The 25,968-nt window shown below is 36.7% G+C and carries 23 protein-coding genes; 13 read left to right on the forward strand and 10 right to left on the reverse strand.

The annotated features are described in order from the left end of the window. Positions 1-7: 7 nt before the first annotated feature. The 3 genes from B554_RS0117275 to B554_RS0117285 form a co-directional block, all read right to left on the reverse strand. On the reverse strand, positions 8-1,291 hold the full coding sequence (locus B554_RS0117275; RefSeq protein WP_171057805.1) for an acyl-CoA dehydrogenase family protein: 1,284 nt from the start codon (positions 1,289-1,291) through the stop codon (positions 8-10). 229 nt (positions 1,292-1,520) lie between these two features. Continuing rightward, a complete protein-coding gene (locus B554_RS0117280) occupies positions 1,521-2,894 on the reverse strand; it encodes an ABC1 kinase family protein (protein ID WP_019459035.1) in 1,374 nt (457 codons plus the stop codon). Positions 2,895-3,127: 233 nt separating this feature from the next. Beyond that, positions 3,128-3,430, reverse strand: a complete 303-nt coding sequence (locus B554_RS0117285) for a hypothetical protein (protein ID WP_004701894.1) — start codon at positions 3,428-3,430, stop codon at positions 3,128-3,130. A gap of 191 nt (positions 3,431-3,621) precedes the next feature. Between B554_RS0117285 and ybaK the strand changes: the two genes are divergently transcribed. The 8 genes from ybaK (at position 3,622) to B554_RS0117325 (ending at position 12,091) form a co-directional block, all read left to right on the forward strand. Further along, a complete protein-coding gene (ybaK, locus tag B554_RS0117290; RefSeq protein WP_019459037.1) occupies positions 3,622-4,086 on the forward strand; it encodes a Cys-tRNA(Pro) deacylase in 465 nt (154 codons plus the stop codon). Between the two features lie 430 nt (positions 4,087-4,516). Beyond that, a complete protein-coding gene (gene mtlD, locus B554_RS0117295; protein WP_029767994.1) occupies positions 4,517-6,664 on the forward strand; it encodes a bifunctional mannitol-1-phosphate dehydrogenase/phosphatase in 2,148 nt (715 codons plus the stop codon). A gap of 105 nt (positions 6,665-6,769) precedes the next feature. Further along, complete coding sequence (locus B554_RS0117300; protein ID WP_019459039.1) at positions 6,770-7,396, forward strand: 2'-5' RNA ligase family protein; 627 nt, start codon at positions 6,770-6,772, stop codon at positions 7,394-7,396. Then, positions 7,384-7,902, forward strand: a complete 519-nt coding sequence (cobU, locus tag B554_RS0117305) for a bifunctional adenosylcobinamide kinase/adenosylcobinamide-phosphate guanylyltransferase (RefSeq protein ID WP_019459040.1) — start codon at positions 7,384-7,386, stop codon at positions 7,900-7,902. Before B554_RS0117300 ends, cobU begins: the two co-directional genes overlap by 13 nt. Before the next feature lies 1 nt (position 7,903). Continuing rightward, positions 7,904-8,959 (forward strand): nicotinate-nucleotide--dimethylbenzimidazole phosphoribosyltransferase, encoded by a 1,056-nt coding sequence (gene cobT, locus B554_RS0117310; RefSeq protein ID WP_019459041.1) that lies wholly within the window; start codon positions 7,904-7,906, stop codon positions 8,957-8,959. Beyond that, a complete protein-coding gene (locus B554_RS0117315; protein ID WP_019459042.1) occupies positions 8,952-9,548 on the forward strand; it encodes a histidine phosphatase family protein in 597 nt (198 codons plus the stop codon). Before cobT ends, B554_RS0117315 begins: the two co-directional genes overlap by 8 nt. A gap of 124 nt (positions 9,549-9,672) precedes the next feature. After that, positions 9,673-11,241, forward strand: coding sequence for a histidine-type phosphatase (locus B554_RS0117320; RefSeq protein WP_019459043.1), 1,569 nt, complete (start codon positions 9,673-9,675; stop codon positions 11,239-11,241). A 106-nt stretch (positions 11,242-11,347) separates the two neighbouring features. After that, on the forward strand, positions 11,348-12,091 hold the full coding sequence (locus tag B554_RS0117325) for an adenosylcobinamide-GDP ribazoletransferase (protein ID WP_019459044.1): 744 nt from the start codon (positions 11,348-11,350) through the stop codon (positions 12,089-12,091). A gap of 75 nt (positions 12,092-12,166) precedes the next feature. Here the strand turns inward: B554_RS0117325 and B554_RS0117330 are convergent, their stop codons facing one another. The 6 genes from B554_RS0117330 to B554_RS0117355 form a co-directional block, all read right to left on the reverse strand. Next, positions 12,167-13,276 (reverse strand): 3-deoxy-7-phosphoheptulonate synthase, encoded by a 1,110-nt coding sequence (locus B554_RS0117330; RefSeq protein WP_019459045.1) that lies wholly within the window; start codon positions 13,274-13,276, stop codon positions 12,167-12,169. 96 nt (positions 13,277-13,372) lie between these two features. Then, entirely contained in the window at positions 13,373-14,260 is an 888-nt protein-coding gene (locus B554_RS0117335; RefSeq protein WP_019459046.1) for a sulfite exporter TauE/SafE family protein, read from the reverse strand. 153 nt (positions 14,261-14,413) lie between these two features. After that, on the reverse strand, positions 14,414-14,695 hold the full coding sequence (locus B554_RS0117340) for a hypothetical protein (protein ID WP_019459047.1): 282 nt from the start codon (positions 14,693-14,695) through the stop codon (positions 14,414-14,416). Then, on the reverse strand, positions 14,692-16,248 hold the full coding sequence (locus tag B554_RS0117345) for a PepSY-associated TM helix domain-containing protein (protein WP_019459048.1): 1,557 nt from the start codon (positions 16,246-16,248) through the stop codon (positions 14,692-14,694). Before B554_RS0117345 ends, B554_RS0117340 begins: the two co-directional genes overlap by 4 nt. Then, positions 16,241-16,540 carry a hypothetical protein gene (locus B554_RS0117350; RefSeq protein ID WP_004701866.1) on the reverse strand — a complete coding sequence of 100 codons (300 nt, stop codon included), beginning with the start codon at positions 16,538-16,540 and terminating at the stop codon, positions 16,241-16,243. Before B554_RS0117350 ends, B554_RS0117345 begins: the two co-directional genes overlap by 8 nt. Positions 16,541-16,604: 64 nt before the next feature. Further along, positions 16,605-18,740: a TonB-dependent siderophore receptor gene (locus B554_RS0117355; RefSeq protein ID WP_025465268.1), complete on the reverse strand. Its 2,136-nt coding sequence runs from the start codon at positions 18,738-18,740 to the stop codon at positions 16,605-16,607. A gap of 221 nt (positions 18,741-18,961) precedes the next feature. On the opposite strand from B554_RS0117355, the gene lpxB reads away from it, so the two are divergent. Then, positions 18,962-20,137, forward strand: coding sequence for a lipid-A-disaccharide synthase (lpxB, locus tag B554_RS0117360; RefSeq protein ID WP_019459051.1), 1,176 nt, complete (start codon positions 18,962-18,964; stop codon positions 20,135-20,137). Here lpxB and B554_RS0117365 read toward each other — a convergent pair. Beyond that, positions 20,134-20,781 (reverse strand): CerR family C-terminal domain-containing protein, encoded by a 648-nt coding sequence (locus B554_RS0117365; protein WP_019459052.1) that lies wholly within the window; start codon positions 20,779-20,781, stop codon positions 20,134-20,136. The genes lpxB and B554_RS0117365 overlap by 4 nt on opposite strands. Positions 20,782-20,899: 118 nt before the next feature. Here B554_RS0117365 and B554_RS0117370 point away from each other — a divergent pair, with 118 nt between their 5' ends. From B554_RS0117370 to B554_RS0117385, 4 genes are read left to right on the forward strand one after another with little or no spacing between them, the layout of a single operon-like run. After that, positions 20,900-21,919 (forward strand): HlyD family efflux transporter periplasmic adaptor subunit, encoded by a 1,020-nt coding sequence (locus B554_RS0117370; protein WP_019459053.1) that lies wholly within the window; start codon positions 20,900-20,902, stop codon positions 21,917-21,919. Further along, complete coding sequence (locus B554_RS0117375) at positions 21,912-23,675, forward strand: ATP-binding cassette domain-containing protein (RefSeq protein WP_019459054.1); 1,764 nt, start codon at positions 21,912-21,914, stop codon at positions 23,673-23,675. The genes B554_RS0117370 and B554_RS0117375 overlap by 8 nt, the downstream gene beginning before the upstream one ends. A 10-nt stretch (positions 23,676-23,685) precedes the next feature. Next, a complete protein-coding gene (locus B554_RS0117380; RefSeq protein WP_019459055.1) occupies positions 23,686-24,810 on the forward strand; it encodes an ABC transporter permease in 1,125 nt (374 codons plus the stop codon). Between the two features lie 4 nt (positions 24,811-24,814). After that, the gene (locus B554_RS0117385) at positions 24,815-25,933 is read left to right on the forward strand and encodes an ABC transporter permease (protein WP_019459056.1); all 1,119 of its coding nucleotides are present in this window, start codon (positions 24,815-24,817) and stop codon (positions 25,931-25,933) included. The last annotated feature ends 35 nt before the right edge of the window (positions 25,934-25,968 follow it).

Below are 25,968 nucleotides of genomic sequence, written 5' to 3' on the forward strand. Positions count from 1 at the left end.
ATTGATCTTAAGCATGTAAGCCAGAATGTAAAATTGCGGTCGCACGTAAATCACGGTACCAACGTTCAACTGGGTGTTCTTTTGTGAAGCCATGACCACCCAAAATTTGTACGCCATCTGTTCCTATTTTCATGGATTTTTCTGCACAAAGAAGACGAGCTAAATATGCTTCACGATGGAAAGATTTACCAGCTTCAGCAAGACTTGCTGCATTTAAAATCAGCATACGCATAGCATCAATTTCAATTGCCATGTCTGCAATCATGAATGCGACACTTTGACGATGTGAAATTGGTTCTCCGAAAGCAGTTCGCTCATTGGCATATTTAATACAATAGGCTTTTACAGCTTCACATGTACCTACAGCCATTGCACACCACATCAAGTTGCCCAAATCTACAAAGGCGGTGTAATCAAAATCTGTTGCACCTAGTCGTAGAGCAGGTGTGTGGCTGAATTTTAAAGTAGCTGTCTCTGTTGCTTTGAGGCCCATTGCCGGAGTGTTCTTAATGGAAATAGTGTCACCCACTTGCACTACAAATACATCTGGCTTGCCATTAAAGTCAGCACTCACCAATAACACATCAGCCAAATCACCTAAAATGACTAAGGTTTTTTCACCATCAATGTAAAATTGATCATTTTCAAGAGAAGCTTTTGTTTTTAAAACATAAGGGTTGAATGCTGGAGTTGCTTCTTGTACTGCAAAGGTTGCTGTAATGTCTGAGTCTTCAGCAAAACATGGCAGATACATTGATTGAACCTCGGCAGATCCCCAATGTGTGATTGCATTAATAACGCTAAAGGTACTGAGTAATCCCGCTGTAAGACTAAAATCACCTTCAGCTAGTTTTTCAGCAATCAGTAAGTTGCTTACAATATTTTGTTCAGCAGCAACGCCACCTAGTGCTTCTGGTAGGGCGTAATAATTTAGTCCTAAATCTTCAACATATTGCCAAAGACTTTCTGGAAATTGTGCTGCTTGATCGGCATCATGAGCTAATGTTAGTAAAACTTCTTTAGCAAATTGAGACATTGCTTCAGAAGTCATTTGTTGTTCTTCAGTTAGGCTTAAATCAAATAGGTTTTTCTTTTGCTGAGGTAGTCGTTGTTGTGGAATTTGTTTAGGTTTAAATGCTTTTTGAGTTTGGCTTAATGCTCTAAAGCCAGCTTTTGAACCTTGATAAAGAGACTTTTCAAGAAATTTACGTAGTTTGAGTTGATCAAGTACATCGCTTCCAGCTAATTTTGTGATCAGCGATAAACCCAACCCTTGGGCTTTATTGATCATATTTGTCATGATTATGGTGTCCTAACACATTGTTATTGGTTTATGCTGACACGCAGTATAAGAAAAAACTATGTCGTTACTGACATTCAAAAAAAGAGTAGATAAATGGTAAAAATAAAATAGACTTGATTTTATGTTTTTGATTTTATAAATAAAAATTAGTTCTTAAAAATAATAATTTTGTTTGCATTGACTAGAATGACATTGAGCCATTCTAGTCGTGATCAAATTAAGCAAAGTTACGAATCATACGACGTACATTTGTCTTGGCATCAATAACAGTCATAAATGTATATGCACCAATAAACTTACGGCTAATAAACATAAACTCTTTTGGAGGGACAGAGAAATATCGGGATGCCATTGATTTACTTGCCTGCTGCATAACACGACTATGTAACTGGCTTTTTTTCCAGTCATAACGTTCATGTTCATCCATCAGGCCGGCTGGCATATCTGGATTATTTGCAGATGTGCTGAATGCTTCTGTCGCAAGTAAAAATACATCTGCCATGCCAGGTTTAATACTTTCAGGCATTGCATCGAAAAACTCATATCCAGTCATTGCTTGGACCATCGCATGTTTATCATGCTGATAACCCGCTTGTATGAGATTACGTGCAACTGAGAGTAAGTGTTCATCGAACTGACGAATCGCGCCGAAGTCTAATAGTACGATTTTGTCCTGAACATCTTGGCCATTACCTAAACGAACTAGGTAGTTACCAAAGTTAGGGTCAGTTTGCATTTCACCCCACTCAAAAATCTCACGAACTGCAATCTCTAATGACGCTTCACCAAGTTGATTACGGCGTTCTTGTGGAAGAGAAAGCATAACAGGACTATTAATAGGTACGCCGCGTTCAAACGTCATACATAAGACTTGATCTGTGCAGTAATCATCTACAATTGTAGGGACAATATAGCGCTCATCATCTTTTAAGCGCTCACCAAAGCGGCGAGTGGTTGCTGCTTCAACATCATAATTGACTTCACGATGCATCATTTCACGTACTTCATCAAACCACTGATCAAACTCACGTGTCTGAGGAACCATACGTGTAAGCTTAAGCATGTTTTTAAATAGACTCATGTCTGAGTCAATTGCACTCGCTACACCAGGGTATTGAATTTTTAAAACTAACTCTAATCCATCTGATTTGCGGATTGCGCGATGAACTTGTGCAAGAGACGCTGTACCAATAGGTTCATGATCAATGGTTAAATCGTTTAACTTAGAACCAAGTTGTTCTTGTAAATGTGGCTTAATCGCAGGCCAGTCTAAAGCAACCGTTTGGTTGTTTAAGGTATTTAACGCCTGAGTAATTTCTTCTGGTAAAAAATGTTCACCATAAAGAGCCATCATTTGGCCAATCTTAACAATAGAACCTTTAAGTTTGCCAATTTCAGAAACAAGATAATTAGCTTGTTCGCTCATTGCCTTTTTACGCTTCTTCTCTTTTTCTTCTTCACTAGAAAAAAGGGTAGAGGCACTTGCAGTAGCCCAACGTGTTCCTGCCAGTAAAGAAGCTTTCGCGATTGATAAGCGTCGATCCATGGAAGAAGTTTTTAAACTCTTAAGCTTATCGTTCTGATTTGACATGAAAATAGAATCCTATGCGCATCATGCAGCCAAACGCTGGTGATCTAAAATTGTAACGAATATTACATGTTTTGAACGTATTAAAATAGTTCCCTCAGACTGAATGGTGAGTTGAAAGTATCATTTTATATCTTAATTTTCTAAAATAGCCTAAGCAATATAATAAAAATTAAAATACAATTTCTCCAGAAAGAGGAACTAGATTAAAAAGCCATTAAATATTAATCATTAACTTACATTTTAAACTGAATTTTTAATTCAGCTTTTTGCATTAAGTGGATACGATTAGCTTGAATATGTTGAATAACCATTTGCTTGACAGAATCATGCATAAAACCAAGAGCATGGGCCTTTACAATAACGATGCTCGGTAGTGTATAGAAAAAATACTTAACATCCTCAAAAGTGGCATTATTAAAAATACCTTGTTCGATTAAGGTCTGCTGTAAAAATTGCTTTTCATTTAATACATGATCTGAAGATTCATCCCAAAAACGGTGACGCATTGCCATCAGATTATTGTGTTTGTAACTCATAAATTTGCCAGTTCAGACTTTAAATCTCAATTAAATATATTGGAGTCATCTACTCAATATCAAGTTCAGATTGTTTTTTGTTCAGTGTCTGTTTGATTTTTCATGTAAATGACGTAAATAGCCTAAGCAAATTTTAAACTTTTCTCTAAAATAAATATAATCAATATCATTTCATTAAAATCTAAAATCCTATGACACCTGCATGTAGACTGTTAAAAAGTAATAAAATCGAATTTTCTATTCATGAATATGAACATGATGCAAATGCTAAAAGTTTCGGTTTAGAAGCTGCCGAAAAATTAAATCTTGATGTAAATGAAGTTTTTAAAACGCTACTTGTAACTGATGAAAAAAATTATTTTGTCGCAATTATACCTGTTAATCATCAACTCAATTTAAAAAAGGTGGCTACGGCGGTTGGCTGTAAAAAACTACAAATGGCAAATCCAAAAGATGCAGAACGTTTAACAGGGTACTTAGTGGGTGGAATTAGTCCATTAGGACAAAAGAAACGTTTGAAAACTGTGATAGATGCTTCTGCACAAGAACTTGGCAAAATTTATGTAAGTGGGGGAAAAAGAGGATTAGATATTGGTCTAAATCCGAATGATCTGGCGCAAATATTGACGGCGCAATTTGCAGATATCCTTGATTGATTAAAATAAGGGCAATATCAAATTGACTTATTAAATGAAAATGATTATCATTATTGTGTGGAGTTTGGTTCTACCAGAAGATAACAAGAGTTGATAAATTTCTGGTATTGGTAGACCTGCAAGACATAATAAAAACAATGCAGGTTTGTTTAGCAGTAAATGGACCTAAGAAAAATAAACATTATCAGCGCAATAAAAAGAACAAGTAAAGATAGCAAGCAAGGATAGCTTGCTATCTTTGCATTAGAACTCGGTTTCAGAATTATTTTCATTATTCAACCTTTTAGAGTTTTTAAGTTCTCTCAGTAACAGATTACTTATATTTTTGATTAAAAAATAACCAGTAATGTTTCATTTATTATCATCCTGCCTTTTTAATCAATTTTTTGTATACCCTGAATAAAACATGATCAAAAAAAGAGGTAAAAACGTGCTTATTTTTCATGGAAAACCTGTTCATGGAGCTATCTTTGATATGGATGGGACAATGTTTGACACTGAGCGCTTACGGTTTCAAACATTGCAACAAGCATCTCAAGAGCTGATTGGGCAGGAGTTTTCACACGAATATTTAATGCAATGTTTGGGTTTAAGTGCGACAACAGCAGAAAAACTAGCACAACGTTTATATGGGGTAGATGTTCCGTATAAAGAAATAAGAAAAAGAGCTGATGAGATGGAGCTTGAGCATATTCGTAAACACGGCGTGCCTATTAAAAAGGGATTAGTTCAAGTTCTTGAACGTTTAAGAAAATCTGGTTTAAGAATGGCTGTAGCCACTTCAAGTCGTAGAGCAATTGCCGAAGAATATTTAATAAATGCCAATGTTTATAAGTTCTTTGATGTGATTACTTGTGGTGATGAAGTAGAACAGGGAAAACCTCATCCTGAAATATTTTTAAAAGCAGCAAGCCAACTTAATTTAAACACTAAGCAATGTTTAATGTTTGAAGATTCTGAAAATGGTTTAACCTCAGCTTACACATCTGAGGGTCTAACGATTTTATTAAAGGATATTAAAGAGCCAAATGATGAAATGCTCGAAAAAGCAGATTTTTATTACGATCAGATGTATGACTTTTTAAGCGATCTTGACCAGTTCATTCCTATTATGGATATGCCGGAAATACAAGAACCTTTTCCACAGAGCCTGAATCAACTTACGGTTGGTATACATGGCTTCGGTGCTATTGGTGGGGGATATATAGCTCAAATATTGTCACATTGGGATGGATATACAAAACCAAGAAAAATAATTGCTTCAACTCGTAATAGTCTTTTTCGCGAGGCCGTAAATGCGTTTGGAACCTATAGTATACGCTATGGACAATTTTCTTATGATGAACGTATTGAGAATATGACGATTGTCGACTCTGACAATGAGCAACAAATGTTAGAGATGTATACTCATTCAAGTTTGATTGCACTTTGTTTGCCAGAGCAAGCGATTGAAGCTGAATCAAAAATGATAGCCAAAGGACTATACGCCCGTTTTAACTCGCCACTTGAAACATGTATAGAACCGCTAACTTTTTTAATTATTTTAAATAAAGTGGGTGCTAAATATTTAGTGATGAAGCATCTTCGTGAAGCTCTATTAGAGTTAACGAATGATGAGGATGTGACTGAACATATTTTAAAAGAGCATTACTTTTGTGACACTGTAGTAAACCGAATGGTTTCAAAACTTTCTAATCAGAATTTATATCGTCAACTTCGTATTAAGCATAATTTCCTTGAACAGCATTTAGAAGATTTTGAACAAGAAGATCAAATTGAAATTGAAGACTGCAATAAACTGACTACAGATCAGCAAAACAACGCCTCGGTTTATGTTGAAAATATGCGTCGTAATTTCCAACCTGGTCATATCTTACAAAGTATGGATTTAATCTTATTCCACAGTGAAACGGATATGCCAATTTATGTTGAAAAAGGCAGTCCTTTACTTGAAAAGCTACGTCAGGTTGTATTGGTTGAACAAATTACAGATATTCAACTTATTAAAAACCGCCTATGGAACGGCGTGCATGCGATGCTTGCTTGGTATGCATCACTAATGGGTTATGAATCTATTGGGATTGCTATGGGTGATCATTCAGTAAAAGCATTTGCAGAAAACTTAATTACAGAAGTAAAACAGGGGCTTGCAATTGTATTGCCTAACTATGCAAAAGATCTGAACCGAATGGCTCAAAGTTTTCTAGACTCTTGTGAATATGCATTTAAAGATCCGTGCCAACGAGTAGCTCGAGATCCATTACGCAAACTCAACTATAATGAACGTGTCATGGCATCAATTGAAATGAACATAGGTCATGATTTACCTTATAAAAATTTATTAAGAGGTACTGCTCTAGGTTATGCGTATGCGATTCAATTTTTAGAAATTGATGATAATGCTGTTATTCAGCATTTACAGCAACAAATTCTAAAATTAGATCTGAAGATGGCTCAAAAAAGACAGCTTGAAGTTGATTTGGTCCAACACATTCAATATTTGTTTTCTGAACAAGACCAACAGCTTTTGGATATGAAAACTAACAAAGCCAGAACGACAGCTACCCAATATGTCTGAAGGCATTTAATGATTTAACACTCTACAATTGAAAGGCAAACATGTTTTAATACAAAACTTAAGTGACTTTGAATTAAAACTGTGCTGCTAAAACCTACGACGTTCATGGTGCCAACGACTATACGGGATTATCCGGAATGGCACCTAGGACGTCAAAATTATGCTTTATGGTATCTAGAGATTAATGATCAGAAATTAGTTGATTATCTAGATGTCTTACGTACACATTTTTCAGAATTTTTATTAGAACCGAATAATCGTCAATATCATGTCACATTATTTATATGTGGATTTTTAACCCATGAACCTAGGGTTTATAGTGATGACTTTAGTTTCCATGATTTTTTACAACAAAGAGAAATTTTAAAAAAAGAAAATATTTCACCATTTCGATTAAAAATTGGTTCAGTTGATAGTTTTAGTAGTGCTTTATTTGTAGAAATCCAAGATACCGATAATGTTTTATCTCACATACGTCAAAAATTAGGCATAGTTTCTAATGAAATTGCTGCTTTAGATTACTATCCTCATATCACGTTAGGCTTATATAAAAACATCTATAGTAGTGATTTGATTTTGCAAAAAATTTCTCAATTACCTGTACAATACAAATACGCTGAATTTGAACTGAAAGTTGAGCATTTAACGTTTGGTTTTTATGAAGCTCAAACTTTACAAGGTAAGCTGTTTTCGTATCAGCATTTGTTTTTAGGTGATTCATGTTGCAATTGATTTTGGGTGGTGCTCGCTCTGGCAAAAGTAGACTCGCTGAACAAACGGCAATATCTACACAATTACCTGTGACTTATGTGGCGACAGCGCAAGCGCTTGATCCAGAAATGCAAAGTCGAATTGCACATCATCAAAATCAGCGACCTGTTCACTGGGCATTGGTTGAGGAACCATTATTTTTAGCAAATGCTCTGAAAAAAATTGATCAACCTAATCAAATTATTTTGGTAGATTGTTTAACGCTTTGGTTAACCAATTTGTTACTTTTAGAAGATCAAAGTGTTCAACAATTTGAGTGTGAGCAACTATTAAAAGTTTTACCTACACTTGAGTCAGAAATTATTTTAGTAAGTAATGAAACAGGGCTTGGTGTTGTGCCACTCGGCGAAATTAGTCGCCGTTTTGTCGATGAAGCAGGAAGACTACATCAAGCGTTAGGACAAATTGCAGATAAAGTTGTGTTTTGTGTGGCTGGTTTTCCAATGATTTTAAAAGGTGAGAAGTAAAATGAACTGGTGGTTAGAATCTGTAAAGCAACCTAATCTGGACGCAAAGCAACAAGCTGAACAACATCAACTCCAGCTCACTAAACCTACAGGTGCTTTAGGTGATTTAGAGCAGATTGCAATTACACTTGCTAGTTTACAATCAAATGCACATCCTCATGTTAACCATTCATGGATTACAATTTTTGCTGGTGATCATGGCGTAGTTGAAGAAAATATCTCTGCATATCCTCAAGCTGTTACCCGTCAAATGTTGCAAAACTTCACGACGGGTGGCGCAGCAATTAGTGTACTTGCTAAATATCATGAAGCTTATTTACAAGTGATTGACTGTGGCACAGTGGGCGAAGCATATGAATACGCAGGTGTTGAACGTCACTATATTCGTGCTGGGACTGCAAATTTTGCTAAACAAGCCGCAATGAATGCTGATGAATGCCGTGCTGCCTTAGAGTTAGGAAAGAAGAGTGTAGATACTGCTAAAGTCGACGGCGCAGATATTTATATTGCAGGTGAAATGGGAATAGGGAATACCTGTTCTGCTTCTGCCTTAGCTTGTCTTTTACTAAATGATACTGCCGAGCAATTGACTGGAGTAGGGACAGGAATAGGTGCCGATCAGTTAAGACATAAAATTGAAGTAATTGAGAAAGCTATAGAACTTCATCATAAACATGTCGTTGGTGATGTCTTCAAAACATTATGCGCCGTCGGTGGTTTGGAAATTGCCGCAATTACTGGTGCTTATATTCGATGCGCACAAGTCGGTTTACCTATTATTGTGGATGGTTTTATTAGTTCTGTAGCCGCTTTATGCGCTGTGCGGATGAACCCTAAAGTACGTGACTGGATGTTGTTTGGTCATCAATCGGCTGAATACGGCCACCAACGTATTTTACAGGAACTCAATGCTGACCCGATTTTAAAGATGAACTTGCGTTTAGGTGAAGGTAGTGGTGCTGGTGCTGCATTAGCATTAGTTAAAATGGCATGTATATTACATAATCAAATGGCTACCTTTGCCCAAGCTGCTGTAAGCGGGGATAAAATTGGGTAAATTTAGAATCGATTTACTCAGACATGGCGAAAGTCAATATAGCCATACTCTACGTGGGCATTTGGATGATGAGTTAACAGCAAATGGTTGGCAGCAAATGCAGTCGACCATTGAACAAGTTACAGACCAGACATGGGATGTCATTGTAACTTCTTCTTTAAAACGGTGTGCTTGTTTTGCTGAACAACTTGCAAAGACAACTCAGCTGCCTTTACTTCTAAATCATGACTTAAAGGAAATGTATTTTGGTGAGTGGGAGGGCGTATCAACTCAGCAAATTTACGAAACTTCACCCGAACTACTTGCAAATTTCTGGCAGAAACCGAGTCAATATTGTCCACCACAGGCAGAAACCTTAATGCAATTTCAAACGAGGATTTTGAAAGGCTTTCAAGATTTACTCTTAGAGATGCGAAAACAAAACTGGCAACGTGCATTGGTTGTTACACATGGAGGCGTGATTAAGCTATTGTCTTGCTTAGCACGGCAACAACCTTTAGATGACTTGCTAAAAATGCAGGCAGAACTTGGAAAATTATACTCATTCGAATTTTTTGAAGAAGAACAATTAACTTTTATCTTGAAATAGTGGTTTTATATTTTTATACAATTGTAAGTTATTATTTTTATAAAGATATTTAAGTCCGTTTAATAGAACTGTAATTGCTAAAAACTAAGCTAGGGACATTTCTTATTAATACCTCATCTGACTTATGAATATTTTATTTAAAACGACGTTGCTTGCCACAACCATATTACTCGCGGCTTGCAATAACAATGATGATCAAGAAGTTCAAACTACACCATCTACAAACTCATCGAAATATTATCAAACCAAAACACCTTATCAACCGCAACAAGATCTAAAAAGCTATGAACAAGCACCCAATGGGTTCCAACCAGTTTTTACAGAGCTAGTTGCACGTCACGGTTCACGAGGACTCTCAAGTCTTAAATATGATTTAGCACTTTATAACTTATGGAAACAGGCAAAAGCAGAAAATGCTTTAACGCCGTTAGGTGAGCAGTTAGGTACTGACTTAGAAGCAATGATGAAAGCCAATATCCTGTTAGGTTATGGTGTTGAAGGTATTCGCCAATATGGTTACGGAAATGAAACCATGACTGGTATTTTAGAACACCGTGGCATTGCCGATCGCTTATTACAACGTTTACCAACACTTGTAAACTCTCAAGCATCTATATTGGTACAAAGTTCTGGGGTAGATCGTGCGGTGGATAGTGCTAAATTCTTCACTGCTGAACTTATTAAACAACAACCCCTCTTGAAAGATAAGATTGTACCAACGTCTTATACCAGTTTATCGAGTACAAGTGTTCCAAGTATTTTAGATGGTGGTGTTGACCGTTTTAAACTTTATTTTCATAGTCTAAATGCGGCTGAAGACTTAACTCAACCATTAAGTGCTACCCAACAGAAAATTTATGATGCAAGCCAGGCCTATCAAGATTTTGAAGCAAACAATAAAGATTTAGCTCAAAAGTTGAATGAGTTATCGAAGAATACTCAGGCAGAAAAAACTGCTCAGACCGTACTCATTCCAATTTTTAAAGCAGACTTTATTAAAAAGCTTGGTACAACAGGTTATAGTTTTAGCAATAATGGGTTTTTTACAGTAACTTCACCTAAAGGCGAACAAATTACAGAAAAGGGTAAGGGTAAAAATACCATTGCTAGTGCAGTAGATGCTGCGGCTTATATTTATGAGCTTTATTCTATTTCTGGTGGTATGAAAGATGAGTTAAAAGGTGTTGATTTTGATAAATATATGCCTTTAGACGCCGCAAAATTTTATGCTGAATTTAATGATGCCAATGATTTTTATGAAAAAGGCCCAAGTTTCACAGAGTCAAATCAAGTTACAAGTGAAATTGCACAAGGCCTCAAACAAGATTTATTTCAACAAGTTGATGCAGTTGTAAATAAAGCCCAACCATATAAAGCAGTTTTACGTTTTGCTCATGCTGAAATTATTATTCCTCTAGCGACCAGCTTAGATCTGCATAATATGATGCAGCCTTTACCACTACGCCAAACTTATACCTATTCAACAAGTACATGGCGTGGTGAAGTAGTTTCGCCTATGGCAGCCAATGTACAGTGGGATATTTACCAAAATAACCAAGGTAATACTTTAGTGAAGATGCTTTATAACGAAAAAGAGACGTTATTTAAGTCTGCATGTAATTATGCACGTTACACACCAACTAGTTTTTACTATGACTACATCAAATTGAAACAGTGCTATCAAATGCAATAGATTTTCAGTTTTTAAAGTCTTTCATGGGAATAGGGATTGCTATTCCCATTTTTATTTCTTCATAATTCAGTTTATTTTTAAATATAGTTCAGTTAGAGAGTTGGATATGACACCTTTTTGGATTGCATTGCAATTTTTAACTGTTCTGCCTATTGAGTTAAAAACTATACCAACGGCGCAACAAAATGGTCGAGCTATTTTGTTTTATCCACTGGTTGGGCTGATTATCGGTGGCATACTTTTTATTTTCATCTGTCTTTTGGCTAAACTCCCTATTGTTCTACTTGCCTCAATCACACTCACTTTATGGATTTGGTTGACTGGGGGATTGCATCTAGATGGATTAGCCGATACTGCCGATGCGTGGGTAGGTGGTTTTGGTGATAAACAACGTACTTTACAAATCATGAAGGACCCAAGTTGCGGTCCAATTGGAGTACTGAGCTTAGTTATCATTTGTTTACTCAAATTTGTACTCATCTATGTGTTGATTGAACAACATCAAACACTATTTTTAATACTTGTACCTATAGTTGGACGCGTTGTACCGTCTATTTTGTTTTTAACTACATCATATGTTCGTGAAAAAGGTTTAGGGCGTTCTTTGACAGATCATTTACCTAAAATTGCTTCATGGATAATAACTGGGTTTGTTCTGCTATTGCCATTGTATTGGGAATTGCAAGGGCTTATTACGATTATTGGCTTTTTAAGCAGTCTTGTTTATTTAAGACACTTATTTATAAAACGAATAGGTGGTATTACAGGCGATACTGTCGGCGCAGCAATTGAGATTAGTGAAACTGTACTGCTTTTTACTTTTGTCGTAAGTTATTTTTATTTAGTTTGATATTGAACTCCGCCCAAACAAAATAAAAAAAGCCCTCATTTTTGAGGGCTTAATTTTCAATCTTAAAAAGATGAATTAACGGTTTGGTAAAACATCTTTTAAAGCTTCATGCATTTCAAGCAATGTCTTTTCAGTAGTTTCCCAATCAATACAACCATCAGTTACTGATTTACCATATTCAAGGTCACAAAGGTTTTCAGGAATATCTTGGCGGCCACCTTTTAGGTGACTTTCAACCATAATACCTACAATTGACTTATTGCCATCTAAAATTTGTTCAGTAATGTTTTTAAGAACAAGTGGTTGTAAGTACGGATCTTTATTTGAGTTGGCATGACTTGCATCAATCATGATCTTATTGCTAACTTTTGCCTTCGCTAAAGCAGTTTCTGCTTCTGCAACAGAGCCAGCATCGTAGTTTGGTTTACCATTACCACCACGTAATACAACATGCGCATAAGGGTTACCATTTGTATTAATAATTGAAACCTGACCGTCTTCGTTCAAGCCTAAAAAGCTATGACCATATTTAACAGACTGCATGGCATTGGTTGCAACAGTTAAACCGCCATCTGTACCATTTTTAAAACCTACTGGAGATGATAGACCAGAAGACATTTCACGGTGAGTTTGGCTCTCGGTTGTACGCGCACCAATAGCAGACCATGAAATTAAGTCTTGGTAGTATTGTGGCGAGTTAGGATCAAGTGCTTCAGTTGCACAAGGTAAACCTTTTTCATTTAACTCAAGCAAAAGCTTACGACCAATACGTAAACCTTTTTCGATGTTAAATGAGTCATTCATATCTGGATCATTGATTAGACCTTTCCAACCAATTGTCGTACGTGGTTTTTCAAAATAAACACGCATAACCAAATAGAGAGTATCTTTAACCTTTTCGCTTAGTGCTTTTAAGCGATCGGCATATTCGTGAGCAGCTTTAGGATCATGAATAGAGCAAGGACCAATAACGACAAACAAACGCTTATCAGAACCGTCCAAAATATCGCGAATAGTTTCACGGCCTTTTAGAACAGTTTGTGAAGCAACATCAGATAAAGGAAGTTCTGACTTAAGTTCAGCTGGTGTTACAAGAGTTTGGATGCTTTTAATATTAACGTCGTCGATATCTGGCTTTGAAACGGAATTTAAATGTGTAGTCATTGCTGTCACTGGTTCGATCATACTAAAGGTTGTTTTGTGTACTGAATATACCATGAAATAATTATGAAAATACTACATCCCATGGTATTTCAGTTTGGAAAAATCCTATTGATTTTACTATCTTTCAGTCGAGTTGCCTGTTTTTTCAGCAACTTGAGCTTGTTGTTGTACCACAGGTGCTTTCGGTTTTGCTTTGACTGGATGAACCATAAAGTTAACACCAAGGGCAAATAGAGTGATACCTAAAATTTTACGGATTAAACGTTCAGGCATGCGAGAGCTAATTAATGTTCCTACAATAATTGCAGGAATTGAACCTACCAATAACCATGTAAGCAACATAAAGTCGACATTACCTGCACTCATATGTCCAAGACCAGCAACTAGCGTAAGTAATACGGCATGTACAACATCTGATCCAATAATTCGAATCATTGGCAAGTTCGGGAACATAATCACGAGTGCCATAATTCCAAAGGCACCAGCACCAACAGATGATAGTGTCACGAATACACCTAAAATGATGCCCATAATCACAATGTAGGTACGCTTATTTTGAATAGCTAATTGTTCATTTTCACTATGAGCAGTTTCTTTGTTGCGGAATTTACTAAAAAACTTCTCAATACGAGAGCGGAAAATAATAGAAACACCCGTCAAAGTCAGCATAAAGCCTAACACCATGGTTAATACGGCTTTATAGTGGGTAGATTGACTTAAATAGTGCTCAAGTACCCAAGTGGTAATGAAAGAAGCAGGAATACTACCGACTGCGAGCCATAAAACGATAGGCCACACGATATTCAATTTCTTTGCGTGAACCATTGATCCACAGAACTTTGAAATTGCGGCATAAAGTAAATCGGTACCAATTGCGATATGAGGTTCAATTCTAAAAAGGCCAATTAAAATTGGTGTCATTAATGACCCACCACCAACTCCTGTAATCCCTACACAGAAACCAACTAACATACCCGCTAAGATAAATTCAAAAGCACCAGACATCTTTATCGCCACTTATCACGAAACGCAGATATCTTATTCCTTTTAGAGATAAACTTTTGTCATGAATAATGATTTACTTATGCAAAAAAAAGCTAAGCAATGCAAATATCACTTAGTTTGTTTTATTTTTAATCATTATTTTTAATAAAGAGATTACTTTGATGACTTGAGTGGATTAATTAAAAGTATCAGAGCAAAAGTTAAAGGTGTTGCAAATATCCACCAGCTCACAAAACCAATAGATAAGCCATTTTTTTTGATAAGAATAAATCCGCTCAAAACAAACAACAGACAAGCGGATATTCTTAACAATGAGTGAGATTTCTGAGCTAAGGTTTTGAAATAACCAGTTGATTTGGGGGACCGATATTTCTCGCTCGATATGAATAGTAAATACATGCCTAACACAGTCAGGGTAAAAACAAAGATCATCATGAATTCACCTCAATATTTAACTTATTCAGTTTCTTTTGAATTTTTTGTGTAGCTTTATGCTGAATAGGTCTAATTTTGCAGAATATAAAAAGTGCTAAAGCTGCAAATATCCATAAAAATACGTCTATACGGGCAAAGATCCAATAATCACCGAGGCTTTGAATGTAATTATATTTGATTAAATAACTTAGATTTAAGATTGGAAGTGCAATACAAAGCAGAATAAAAATACTCAATTGAGTTCGCCACAAATGCTGCTTTTTAGTAATTAATGCAATAATTAGGCTCATGAGCCAGACTAAAAAGAAGCTATAAATTTCATAATTGATTGTAGTTATGGTGACGGTAAACAATCGATTCGCATATAAATAAGCAAGGGTTGCACAAGGCAAGCCTACAAATGTGGCAATATTTAAACGGTCAACTAAATAGTGCCCGAAATGAAACTTAGTATTTTTATTTTGAAGTTGGCGCTTAAGGCTCCAAAGTAACAAGCCAGACGCAATCATCACACAACCTAAAATGCCTGAGAAAAATAATCCTAAGCGAAGTAAAGGTTGAGCAAAAGTTGCCATGTGCAAACCATATACTCCCGCATAAAGTGTGGCAACGGCACTATGATTACGCGTATCACTTAAGACTTTGCCAGTTGTAGCATCTAGGATGATTTGCGCTTGATTACGAGTAATGGAGCGGTCTTCTTGCTGAATAAACGTAATTTGAGCCTGATTCGTATTTGGGTTTTTAACACTAATAGTACCCAAAATTTGCTTTCCCCAACGTTGTTCAAGTAGAGCCAATAGTTTTTCGATGGGTAGACTCTGCGCAGGATGCGGAGCATTATTTTCTGAGACTGTTTTGCTCCGTATATCATTGAAATATTGATATGGATTCTCTGGATAGAGTTTTTGCATTCCCCAAGGTAGATATAAATAAAAGAAAATAGCTAAGCCTGTAAAAGTAATAGTCAAAAAGAAGGGTAATGCAAGTACAGATGATACATTATGAAAATCTAGCCATGACCGCTGAGACTTAAAGGTGCGTAAGGTAAAAAAGTCGGTAAAGATTTTTTTATGGGTAATGATGCCCGAGACTAAGGCGATTAACATAATAAAAGCTGCTAAAGATACAACTAGCCGTCCAATGAATATCGGAACGCCAAAAAGTTGATAGTGAAAACGATAAAAGAAGTCACCACCTTCGGTTGCCGAAAGTTTTAGTTCTTGACCTGTGTATGCATCGAGTGTGGCATTGCCATAACCACCGTCAGGTTTTTCCCAATACATGGTGTTAACGGGACTTTCTGCTGTAGCAACAGTTAAATACCAAGACTTGGCATCTGGAGCGTGTTTTTGTAAATATTGATATGCTGTTTTAATTGCAACATCTTGTTTTATTTCGTACTGTGCAAGTGCTGGTTGCATCCATAAATTAATTTCATGACGGTAATACGACAAACTTCCCATTAAAAAAATAGCAAATACGAGCCATCCAAAAATTAATCCAGTCCATGAATGTAGCCATGCCATAGATTGGCGTATACCTTTATGCATAACTCACCATCCGTGTCACAAAAAAGAAAAGAAGACATAACGCGATTGATAACCCAGTGAGTTTCAAAAGTGATTGAATGCAGAAACCTATAATCACGAAAAGTACATAAAACAAAATAGAGATAAATGCTGCCAAATAAATGGCTTCAGGTTTGTCTAGGGTCAAATGGAAAATGCCAGTAAGACCAAGACTTAAATAAGCCATACAGGCATAACCCATACCGAAAACGACTAAGAATCGATAGAAAACTTTTATGCGATATGACATAGGGAGATTTAAAGTTTTGGACATTCTTACTGACACATAAACAAAAATAAGAGGAATGCCAACTCCTAAATAGGAGTTGGCTATGCGATTAATATTTAAACTTTACAGCAACCGTATAGTTAGCTGAGGGTCCATAAAAACCTTGACCATCAGGGAAACTATACAAATATTTCTTATCGAAAATATTATTACCGTTGGCTTGAAGCGTAATGTGGTTATTCACTTCATAGCTCGCCATTAAATTCACTAAAGCATAGGAATCTTGTTTAATGGTGCTGTTTGCTGTCGAGTCATATAGTTTCACGGCGTCTTGCCATTGTAGCCCTGCGCCAACTTTCAGCTTAGGTAAAACAGATGGTGTATAGGTCGTCAGCAAGTTAAGGGTTTGGTTCGGATTATACGTTCTCGCTTCACCACCATTTTTAATATCTTTAATACTAAATTGAGCATAGCCAAAAGTAAGATTGACGTTATCAGTGATTTGACCTGATAAGCCAACTTCAACACCTTGTGATTCTAAATCACTAGTTGGTACTTTTCGGTTAAATGGATTTCCGTCTGAATTACGTAGTGGATAATTATTTTGCTCGGTTTTAAATACTGAAAAAGCACCTGTTAAACGGTCGTCTAGCCATGAGCTTTTAACCCCCATTTCATAACTTTTACCCTCAACAGGTTTCAAAGCTTGATTAGTATTTTGGTCGATACCAGTTTGCGGACGGAAAATAGAGGTATAGCTCATATAACCTGTATATTCAGGCGTAAAGTTATAGGTTAGGCCTGCATAAGGTGAAACTTTACTTTCACTATATTCCATGGGTGAACCATAGCTTTCGCCTTTACTCTCAGCTCGCACATAGTTTGCGCCAAGCAAAAGTTTTAAATCTTCATTGAGATGTAAACGTGTAGCTGCATAAATTGAATCTATATTTTGCGTATAGTTCGCTGCTTCCGTGAAATCTGACCACGTTATAGATTGAGGTGTCCAGCTTGCCCAATTTGTAGTGGTAGAATTGATAACATTGGTATCGTTAATTGTTCCTGTAGATTGATTATCATGCTGACGACTACGTACATAGTTATAGCCTAAAGTTGCTTCATGCTCTCGATTAAAAAGTTTATAAGTTCCTTCAAGATTAAAATCTACAGCATGTTGTTCTTGATGCTCTTGACCACCCCATGGTGTCAAAGACACTCCTGAACCATCAGCTTTTGGATAACCATAATAATAAAGAAGGCGACTATTGTGTTTACTATCAAGATAGTTATAAGTCAGCTTAGCTGCCCATTGATCATTAATTTTCTGTTTTAATTCAACAAAAGCATTTTGCGTTTCATTATCCCAATGTGCCCAGTCAGGGTTTGGGTTATAGGAGCGATCATAAGAAATTTGTTTACCATTGGCATCGAGTAAGGGTAGAGCACCCCAATTGTTTGCATTCGGTTTATTTTTTTCTTGGCTATAACCTACGGTAAGTAACGTGGTATCTGTTAAATCAGCTTCAACAATACCAGCGAAACCATTTTTTTCTGAAGAATATCGGTCAAGGTAAGAATCGCCAGTTTGTTCATAGCCCATAATGCGACCACGGACTTTTCCACTCGGTAGAATTGAGCCAGAGACGTCAGCCTCATAACGCTGAGTGTCCCAAGACCCGTAACTTATACCGCCGCTTGCTTGAAATTCTTGAGTTGGGCGTTTTCGAATATTGTTGATAGTTGCACTTGGGTCACCAAATGCATTCGTTAAAGAGTCAGCACCTTTAACGACTTCTACACGATCATAAAAATAAGTATCAGGATTGGTGTTGTTGTAGTTATAACCTGAGAGGGGAAAACCTACGCCATCAGTCAATATATTTGAAATCTCAAAACCACGAGCCATATAAGTAGTTCGCTCGGTTTCCTGATTGGTAACTGTGACTCCGGGTGTGTTGTTTAGAACATCTCGGGTGCTGGTAAGCCCAAAGTCTTCAATTTGTTGACGAGTAACGACATTAATAGTTTGAGGCGTTTCTTTAGCTTCTATATTAAGCTTGGTTGCACTACTAGAGTTTTTAACACTATATGCTTTTGTTTGTTCAGAAGACTGCTCAGCATTTGATGCTTTAACTTGAATCATCTGCAAAGCTTGTACATCTGTATCTTGAGCATAAGTGAGATTTGCATAACAAATCGCGCAAGCGATTACAGAAAGTTTAAATGGTCGAGGTGGGAAGGTCATAATAGTAAAGATAATGTAAATAATTCTCATTTATTTTATTGTTTGTAAATGTAAGCTACAATTCAAATTGCATTGTTAATTTTGATTAAAATATAGTGAGTGAGTGTAATTCTAGATTATGGCGTGCGGAGACAGACTTTCGCCAGCATGTATCTAGCAAGTTCAAGATTAATAAACCTCTATGCTAGAATGCATTATTTCAAATTCTTGGGTAAACCGACTTGGCAAATCGAAAACTTAAAATAGGCATTGTAGTTGGGGAAGTTTCTGGAGATACGCTAGGTGTCAAACTTATGCGTAATTTCCGCGAGCAAGGAATTGATGCTGAGTTTGAGGGAATCGGTGGACCCCAAATGATTGCTGAAGGTTTTAACAGTTATTACCCGATGGAAACTCTATCTGTGATGGGGATTGTTGAGGTATTAAAAGACTTAAAAAAATTGTTCGCCGTACGAGATGGTTTAATTAATCAATGGACTCAGCATCCGGTTGATATTTTTATTGGTATTGATGCACCTGATTTTAACCTCAGACTTTCAAAAAGTATTAAAGAAAAGAATCTTCCAATAAAAACAGTTCACTATGTCAGTCCATCTGTTTGGGCGTGGCGCCAAGGACGTGTTCACGGCATTAAACAAAGTATCGATTTAGTACTTTGCTTATTTCCGTTTGAAAAAGTTTTTTATGAACAATATGAAGTTCCAGCGGCATTTGTGGGTCATCCATTAGCTAGACAATTACCACTTGAAAATCCAATTCAAATTGCCAAACAGCAATTAGGCCTTAATGAAAATCAAAAGCATATTGCTTTGTTACCAGGTAGCCGTAAAGGTGAAGTAGAGCGACTTCTTCCTATGTTGCTGGGTGCTGCTAATATTTTGCATACCAAATATCCTGACATCCAGTTTTTAATTCCGGCAATTAATGATGCCCGTAAGCAACAGATTGAGCAGGGTGTTCAACAACTAGCACCTCATTTAAAGGCTTCTATTCATATTTTAGAAAATACTGATAGTGAATCTAAAATTGGTCGTATGGTCATGAATGCAAGTGATATTATTGCGTTAGCTTCTGGAACGGCGACTTTAGAAGCCATGCTCATGCATAGACCGATGGTCACTTTCTATAAGTTGCATTGGTTGACCTATATAATTGCTAAGCTTTTGGTCAAAATTCCTTATTATTCTTTACCGAATATTATTGCGGGTAAGAAAGTCATTGAAGAACTGATTCAGACCGATGCAACACCAGAAAATTTAGCCGCTGAAATAGAAAAACTAATGAACGTTGAGACGGCTCAAATTCAAGTGATGCAACATTTAACTATGCATAAACAGCTTATTTCTGGAAATACAGAAGATCCTGTACAAGCCATTTTGCAATGTTTAAATCGTTAATTTTTAAGATTTGATTGGTTAATTGCTTTTAATCCTGCCAATGAAAATTTTTTAAAATGTTCAACTAAATCTTGTAATGGCATCTGAGCAATATTTTTAAGAGGCTCAGGTGCTTGAGCATTAGGTCCTGCAATAATGAGCATCATGCAAGGTGTCATCACGCTTAAAATACAAGGCAAAACAGCTGGATCATTTTCATCTAAGCCTGCAACTTGACTAATGAGCTTACGAATAAGAAAAAATTTTCTCATACCTGCAAATTCAATAAAATTTAATAAATGCTCAGAAGGTGAGAACAACTCACGAATAAAGACTTTGCCATGCCAAACATCTTTTTCAGTTAACTTATGCAGCAAAGTTTCAAGTAATAAGCTCAGCTTTTCTTCTGGTGAGTGAGTGCTCTCGACAAGTTCTAGTAAGTATTGTTCATCTAGATAGTGGGCATGCGCTTCCACCAAAACTGCTTGATATAGTCCATCTCGACCATCAAAGTGATAATTAATTGCAGCTAAATCGACATTGGCAGCGCTAGCAATTGTTTTGTTCGCTGTCTTTGCAAAACCATATTGGGCAATTAGTGGTCCTGCTGCCTCAATAATTTTAGACTTGGTTAAGTCACCATCACTTCGTCTAGATCTGGACATGTTTAAACCTAATTTTCATTCACCATAAAAGTATATCTTTTATTCAAAGATTGGAGTAATTTAAATTTAAATTGAATTTAAACTAAGAAAATTTGAATTTAATAAGAAGGATAATAAGATGAATAAAAAAGTGATTGCCATAGTCGTAGTTATTATAGCTCTGGTTATCATCAGCTTCTGGGCATGGAAATATAATAATAAGAATCAAAAAGATAATGATTTGACTCTATATGGAAACGTGGATATTCGCCAAGTTTCACTCGCATTTGAACAGTCTGGCCGTATAGAGAAACTGTTAGTTCAAGAAGGCGATAAAGTTAAAGCAGGTCAAGTACTGGCGACCCTGAATACCAATTCTTTAGAAATTCAGGCTAAGCAAGCTCAAGCACAACTCAAAGCTCAACAAGAAGCAATCGTTAAACAACAAATTGGAGCTCGGCCAGAAGAAATTAGTCAAGCAAAAGCACAACTTGCTTCTACACAGGCTGACTTAGATAAAGCCAGCAAAAACTTGCAAAGGTTACAAATATTGGTGAACAGTACCGATGGTCGGGCAATAAGCCAACAAGAGCTCGACTATGCCAAAAGTAATAAAAATAGTGCTGAGGCAGCAGTCCGTGAAAGACAAGCTAATTTAGAATTGATCATTAAAGGTGCCAGAAAAGAGGATCGGGAAGCGACTAAAGCACAATATGAAGTGACGAAGGCTAATTTAGATTTAATTAATTATAACCTTACCCAAGCTGAACTAAAGTCTCCTGTAAATGCAGTGGTACGGGCACGGTTACAAGAAGTTGGAGATATGACCACTGCGCAAAAGGCAGTTTATACATTGGCTTTGACTGACCCTAAATGGGTTCGTGTATATGCAAATGAAAAAGATTTAAGTTCCATTCATATGGGCGGTACGGCACAGGTCATTCGAGATGCTTATCCGGATCAACCTATCAATGGAAAAATTGGCTATATATCTTCTGTGGCTGAGTTCACTCCTAAAACTGTACAGACTGATGAGATAAGAACAACTCTAGTTTATGAAGTTCGGGTTTATGTAAATGACCCGAATGATCAATTGAAAATGGGTCAACCGGTGACTGTAAAAGTACCACTTGTTTCAGGTGAAAAAGCTCATGACTGATAATAATGTAGTGGTTCAAGCTCATAATTTATCTATGGCTTTTAAAGCTGAAAATAAAAAATCAGCAGAAATTAAGGCAATTGATGATTTGAATATGCAGATCAATAAAGGAGAACTTACTGCTTTAGTTGGCCCAGATGGTGCAGGAAAAACAACTTTATTAAGATTAGTTGCTGGACTATATAAAGCTACTTCAGGTTCTCTGAATGTGCTTGGGTTTGATATCGATAAACACCCGCAAGCTGTACAAGACCGTGTTAGTTATATGCCACAACGCTTTGGGCTCTATGAAGACTTAAGTGTACAAGAAAATTTAGATTTATATGCTGACTTACATGGCGTTCCAAGGGAAGTACGTAGTCAAAGATTTAAACGTTTATTGGAAATAACGGATCTTACTCAATTCACTGAGCGTCTAGCTGGGCAACTTTCTGGTGGTATGAAGCAAAAACTAGGTCTGGCATGTACTCTAGTTCGTTCACCAGAGTTATTGTTACTTGATGAGCCTAGTGTTGGAGTAGACCCTTTATCAAGACGAGATTTATGGATCATTATTGAACAGCTTGTTCAAGAGGAAAGCTTAAGCGTTATTATAAGTACAGCTTATATGGATGAAGCAGAAAAGTGTGACTATGTGTATATCATGTATGAGGGCAAAATTTTAAAGCAAGGTTTACCTGAGCAATTAAAAGAAATAGCGCATGGACAAACATGGAAAGTAAAGTTTTCAGAGCAAATTAAGGCACGGACTTTACAAGCTCAATTGCTTGGAAATTCTGTTGACATTATTGATGCTGTTCCAAAGGGTGAACAAGTAAATTTTATCGGTCGCCAAAAAGAATTATCAACAGATATTTTACCTCAGGGGCTAGTCGCTCATAGGCGATCAGCAGAACTTGAGGATGCGTTTATGATGTTGTTGCAGCAGACTCAAAAGCAACGAAAACTAGTATCTGTTCCTGAGCAGAATTTTCAATTAGAACAAAACAATCATTTGAAATCAGAACAACCCGTCATTGTGGTTAAAGATTTAGTTAGAACCTTTGGCGATTTTACTGCCGTTGCCAATACATCATTTGATGTTCAACGTGGTGAAATATTTGGATTACTTGGTCCGAATGGTGCGGGTAAAACCACAACATTTCGGATGTTATGTGGATTGTTACCAGCAAGCAGTGGGTATCTAGAAGTTGCTGGTAAAAACTTACGTACAGCCCGTGCTGAGGCCAGAGCCAAAGTAGGGTATGTCTCTCAAAAATTTGCGCTTTATAGTAATTTAACAGTCTTGGAAAACTTAAAGTTTTTTGGTGGAGCTTATGGATTATCAGGTAAAAAACTAAATCAACAAATTGATAAAGCCTTACAGCAATACGATTTAAAGCCACATATTAAAAGCGGTGATTTACCTGGGGGGTATAAACAACGATTATCTATGGCTGCGGCACTGTTGCATGACCCAGAAATTTTATTTTTAGACGAACCCACGAGCGGAATTGACCCGCTTGCACGGCGTTCATTTTGGTACAGCATTGGCGAGCTGGCAAATCAAGGGATTACTATCATTATTACCACTCATTTTATGGAGGAAGCAGAATATTGTGACCGCATTGCAATACAGGATGCTGGAAAGTTATTGGCCTTAGGTTCACCACAACAAGTACGCAATTTAGCCAGTCAAGATAAGCATATTAGTGATATGAATGAGGCTTTTATAGCGATTGTGGAACAAGCACGTACATTAAGGCACGCTGTTTAGGAGGTCTACAATGAGCTTAGGGTTTTGGAATCGCTTGATCGCATTAGTTCGTAAAGAAACTAAGCAGCTCATTCGTGATAAAAGCAGCCTTGGAATTGGACTCGTTTTGCCTGTTATTTTAATTTTACTGTTTGGTTATGGACTTTCCTTTGACTTAAATCAGGCCCGGGTCGGAGTTGTAGTTGATCAGTCTTCACCACAAATCCATCAGGCTTTAGCGGGTTTGAATGGCTCACGATATTTAACAAGTCAAGAGTTTCATAATTTGCCTGAAGCAGAGCAGGCCATTCGAGATGGCGGAATTGATGCCATTTTGCATTTTCCTTCAGATTTCGCCACTCAGGCACAGCAAGGTAATGCAAAGGTTCAACTATTATTAAATGGCACATCCACCACCATAGCAACAGCCTTAGAAGGTTATGTTGCAGGTGCTTTAGCTACCGCGCCGTCTATACAAGTTGACCGTGGGCAAATATTAGCAACGTCAAGCGCCATTAATATTGAACAACGAATATGGTTTAACGAGTCTGCTAACAGTACTTGGTTTTTAGTCCCTGGCCTAATGGTACTTATTTTGACTCTAATCGGTGCATTTTTAACTGGTTTACTTATCGCCCGTGAAAGGGAGCGAGGAACACTAGAGGCCTTATTTGTCACACCTGTAAGACCATTTGAAATTGTATTAGCAAAGCTTATTCCTTATGTTGTTGTGGGCATGATTGATATCGTAATCTCTATTATTGCTGCCTATTTTATTTTTGAAGTGCCCATGCGCGGTTCATTATTCTCAATTTTATCGGCTTCATTTCTCTATTTAGTTGTTTCTTTATTACTTGGTTTAACTATATCCGGTTTTGCTCAAAGTCAGTTTCAGGCAAGTCAAATTGCTTTATTGGCAAGTTTTATGCCCGCACTTATGCTGTCAGGATTTGTTTTTGATACCCGCAACTTACCTTTAGTCGTGCAAATTATTAGCCAATTGCTTCCAGCTACACATTTTATGATTTTAATTAAAACTTTATTTATGGGAGGTGATGATTGGAAGTTATGGCTTAAAGAATGTGGCTTTTTACTGGGATATATCGTTGTTTTGATATGTGCCGTGAACTTTTCACTAAAAAAACGGTTGAGATAAAGTTATGTGGCAGCAACTAATCGCCTGGCTAAAACACTTAAGTTTTTTGGTCAAAAAAGAATTCTTAACCATTTTTAGTGACCCTGCAAATAGAGTCATTCTATTTGTACCTGCACTGATGCAAGCGCTTTTGTTTGGTTATGCTGCAACTTATGATGTTAACCGTGTGGATTATGCGATTTTAGATCAGAGCAATGGGCAAGTTTCACATGAGCTAATCTCAAAACTAGATGGCTCTGGTATTTTTAAGCGTGTTACAACACTTCAATATACAGATCAAATCAAACAAGTAATTGATAGCCGTCAGGCACTGGTCGTGATTACGATTCCATCAGATTTTGAGGGCAAATTAAATGATAACCAAAGTCCACCTATACAAGTCATTGTTGATGGCAGGAATTCATCAACCGCGGTTGTAGCTGGTTCATATCTAAATAAAATAATTGGGGAGTTTAATCAGAAAAAATTTAACTCTGCATTACCTATTAGTCTTGAAACACGAACTTGGTACAACCCAAATCAAGAGTCTCGTTGGAGCTTAATGCCATCATTAATTGCAGCATTAAGTATGATGCAGACATTACTTTTATCTGCTTTATCAGTTGCTCGTGAACGTGAGCAGGGCACATTTGATCAGTTACTAGTGACACCATATACACCATTACAAATTATGATTGGTAAGGCCTTACCACCAATTTTTGTAGGGTTGATACAATCAACTATTATTCTCTTGATCATTTTGTTCTGGTTTAAAATTCCCATGAATGGCTCTATTGGGCTACTTTATTTTGGTTTGCTAAGTTTTAATGTGGCTGTAGTTGGTGTGGGTTTATCTATTTCAGCGTTATCTTTAAATATGCAACAAGCCATGCTATTTACGTTTTTACTCATTATGCCTTTAATGTTACTTTCAGGCTTACTGACACCTGTAGAAAATATGCCGAAAGTATTACAAATAGTAACGTACGCAAATCCATTAAGGTTTGGAATTAACTTGGTACAACGAGTTTATTTGGAAGGTGCAGGCTTTGCACAAGTTCAATTTAATTTTATTCCAATGATTATATTGGGAGTGGTTACTTTACCTTTGGCAGCTTGGCTATTCAGAAACAGATTATCTTAATTAAAAAGCCCCATTTTAGGGGCTTTAAAACTTAT

The organism is Acinetobacter sp. GG2 (assembly GCF_000292385.1).
GTDB lineage: Bacteria > Pseudomonadota > Gammaproteobacteria > Pseudomonadales > Moraxellaceae > Acinetobacter > Acinetobacter seifertii.

Coding starts and splice junctions, on each gene's coding strand:
- B554_RS0117275 (WP_171057805.1), bottom strand. CDS start 1,291: ATGATCAATAAAGCCCAAGGGTTGGGTTTATCGCTGATCACAAAATTA.
- B554_RS0117280 (WP_019459035.1), bottom strand. CDS start 2,894: ATGTCAAATCAGAACGATAAGCTTAAGAGTTTAAAAACTTCTTCCATG.
- B554_RS0117285 (WP_004701894.1), bottom strand. CDS start 3,430: ATGAGTTACAAACACAATAATCTGATGGCAATGCGTCACCGTTTTTGG.
- ybaK (WP_019459037.1), top strand. CDS start 3,622: ATGACACCTGCATGTAGACTGTTAAAAAGTAATAAAATCGAATTTTCT.
- B554_RS0117300 (WP_019459039.1), top strand. CDS start 6,770: ATGGTGCCAACGACTATACGGGATTATCCGGAATGGCACCTAGGACGT.
- cobU (WP_019459040.1), top strand. CDS start 7,384: ATGTTGCAATTGATTTTGGGTGGTGCTCGCTCTGGCAAAAGTAGACTC.
- cobT (WP_019459041.1), top strand. CDS start 7,904: ATGAACTGGTGGTTAGAATCTGTAAAGCAACCTAATCTGGACGCAAAG.
- B554_RS0117320 (WP_019459043.1), top strand. CDS start 9,673: ATGAATATTTTATTTAAAACGACGTTGCTTGCCACAACCATATTACTC.
- B554_RS0117325 (WP_019459044.1), top strand. CDS start 11,348: ATGACACCTTTTTGGATTGCATTGCAATTTTTAACTGTTCTGCCTATT.
- B554_RS0117330 (WP_019459045.1), bottom strand. CDS start 13,276: ATGATCGAACCAGTGACAGCAATGACTACACATTTAAATTCCGTTTCA.
- B554_RS0117335 (WP_019459046.1), bottom strand. CDS start 14,260: ATGTCTGGTGCTTTTGAATTTATCTTAGCGGGTATGTTAGTTGGTTTC.
- B554_RS0117340 (WP_019459047.1), bottom strand. CDS start 14,695: ATGATGATCTTTGTTTTTACCCTGACTGTGTTAGGCATGTATTTACTA.
- B554_RS0117345 (WP_019459048.1), bottom strand. CDS start 16,248: ATGCATAAAGGTATACGCCAATCTATGGCATGGCTACATTCATGGACT.
- B554_RS0117350 (WP_004701866.1), bottom strand. CDS start 16,540: ATGTCCAAAACTTTAAATCTCCCTATGTCATATCGCATAAAAGTTTTC.
- B554_RS0117355 (WP_025465268.1), bottom strand. CDS start 18,740: ATGACCTTCCCACCTCGACCATTTAAACTTTCTGTAATCGCTTGCGCG.
- B554_RS0117365 (WP_019459052.1), bottom strand. CDS start 20,781: ATGTCCAGATCTAGACGAAGTGATGGTGACTTAACCAAGTCTAAAATT.
- B554_RS0117370 (WP_019459053.1), top strand. CDS start 20,900: ATGAATAAAAAAGTGATTGCCATAGTCGTAGTTATTATAGCTCTGGTT.
- B554_RS0117375 (WP_019459054.1), top strand. CDS start 21,912: ATGACTGATAATAATGTAGTGGTTCAAGCTCATAATTTATCTATGGCT.
- B554_RS0117380 (WP_019459055.1), top strand. CDS start 23,686: ATGAGCTTAGGGTTTTGGAATCGCTTGATCGCATTAGTTCGTAAAGAA.
- B554_RS0117385 (WP_019459056.1), top strand. CDS start 24,815: ATGTGGCAGCAACTAATCGCCTGGCTAAAACACTTAAGTTTTTTGGTC.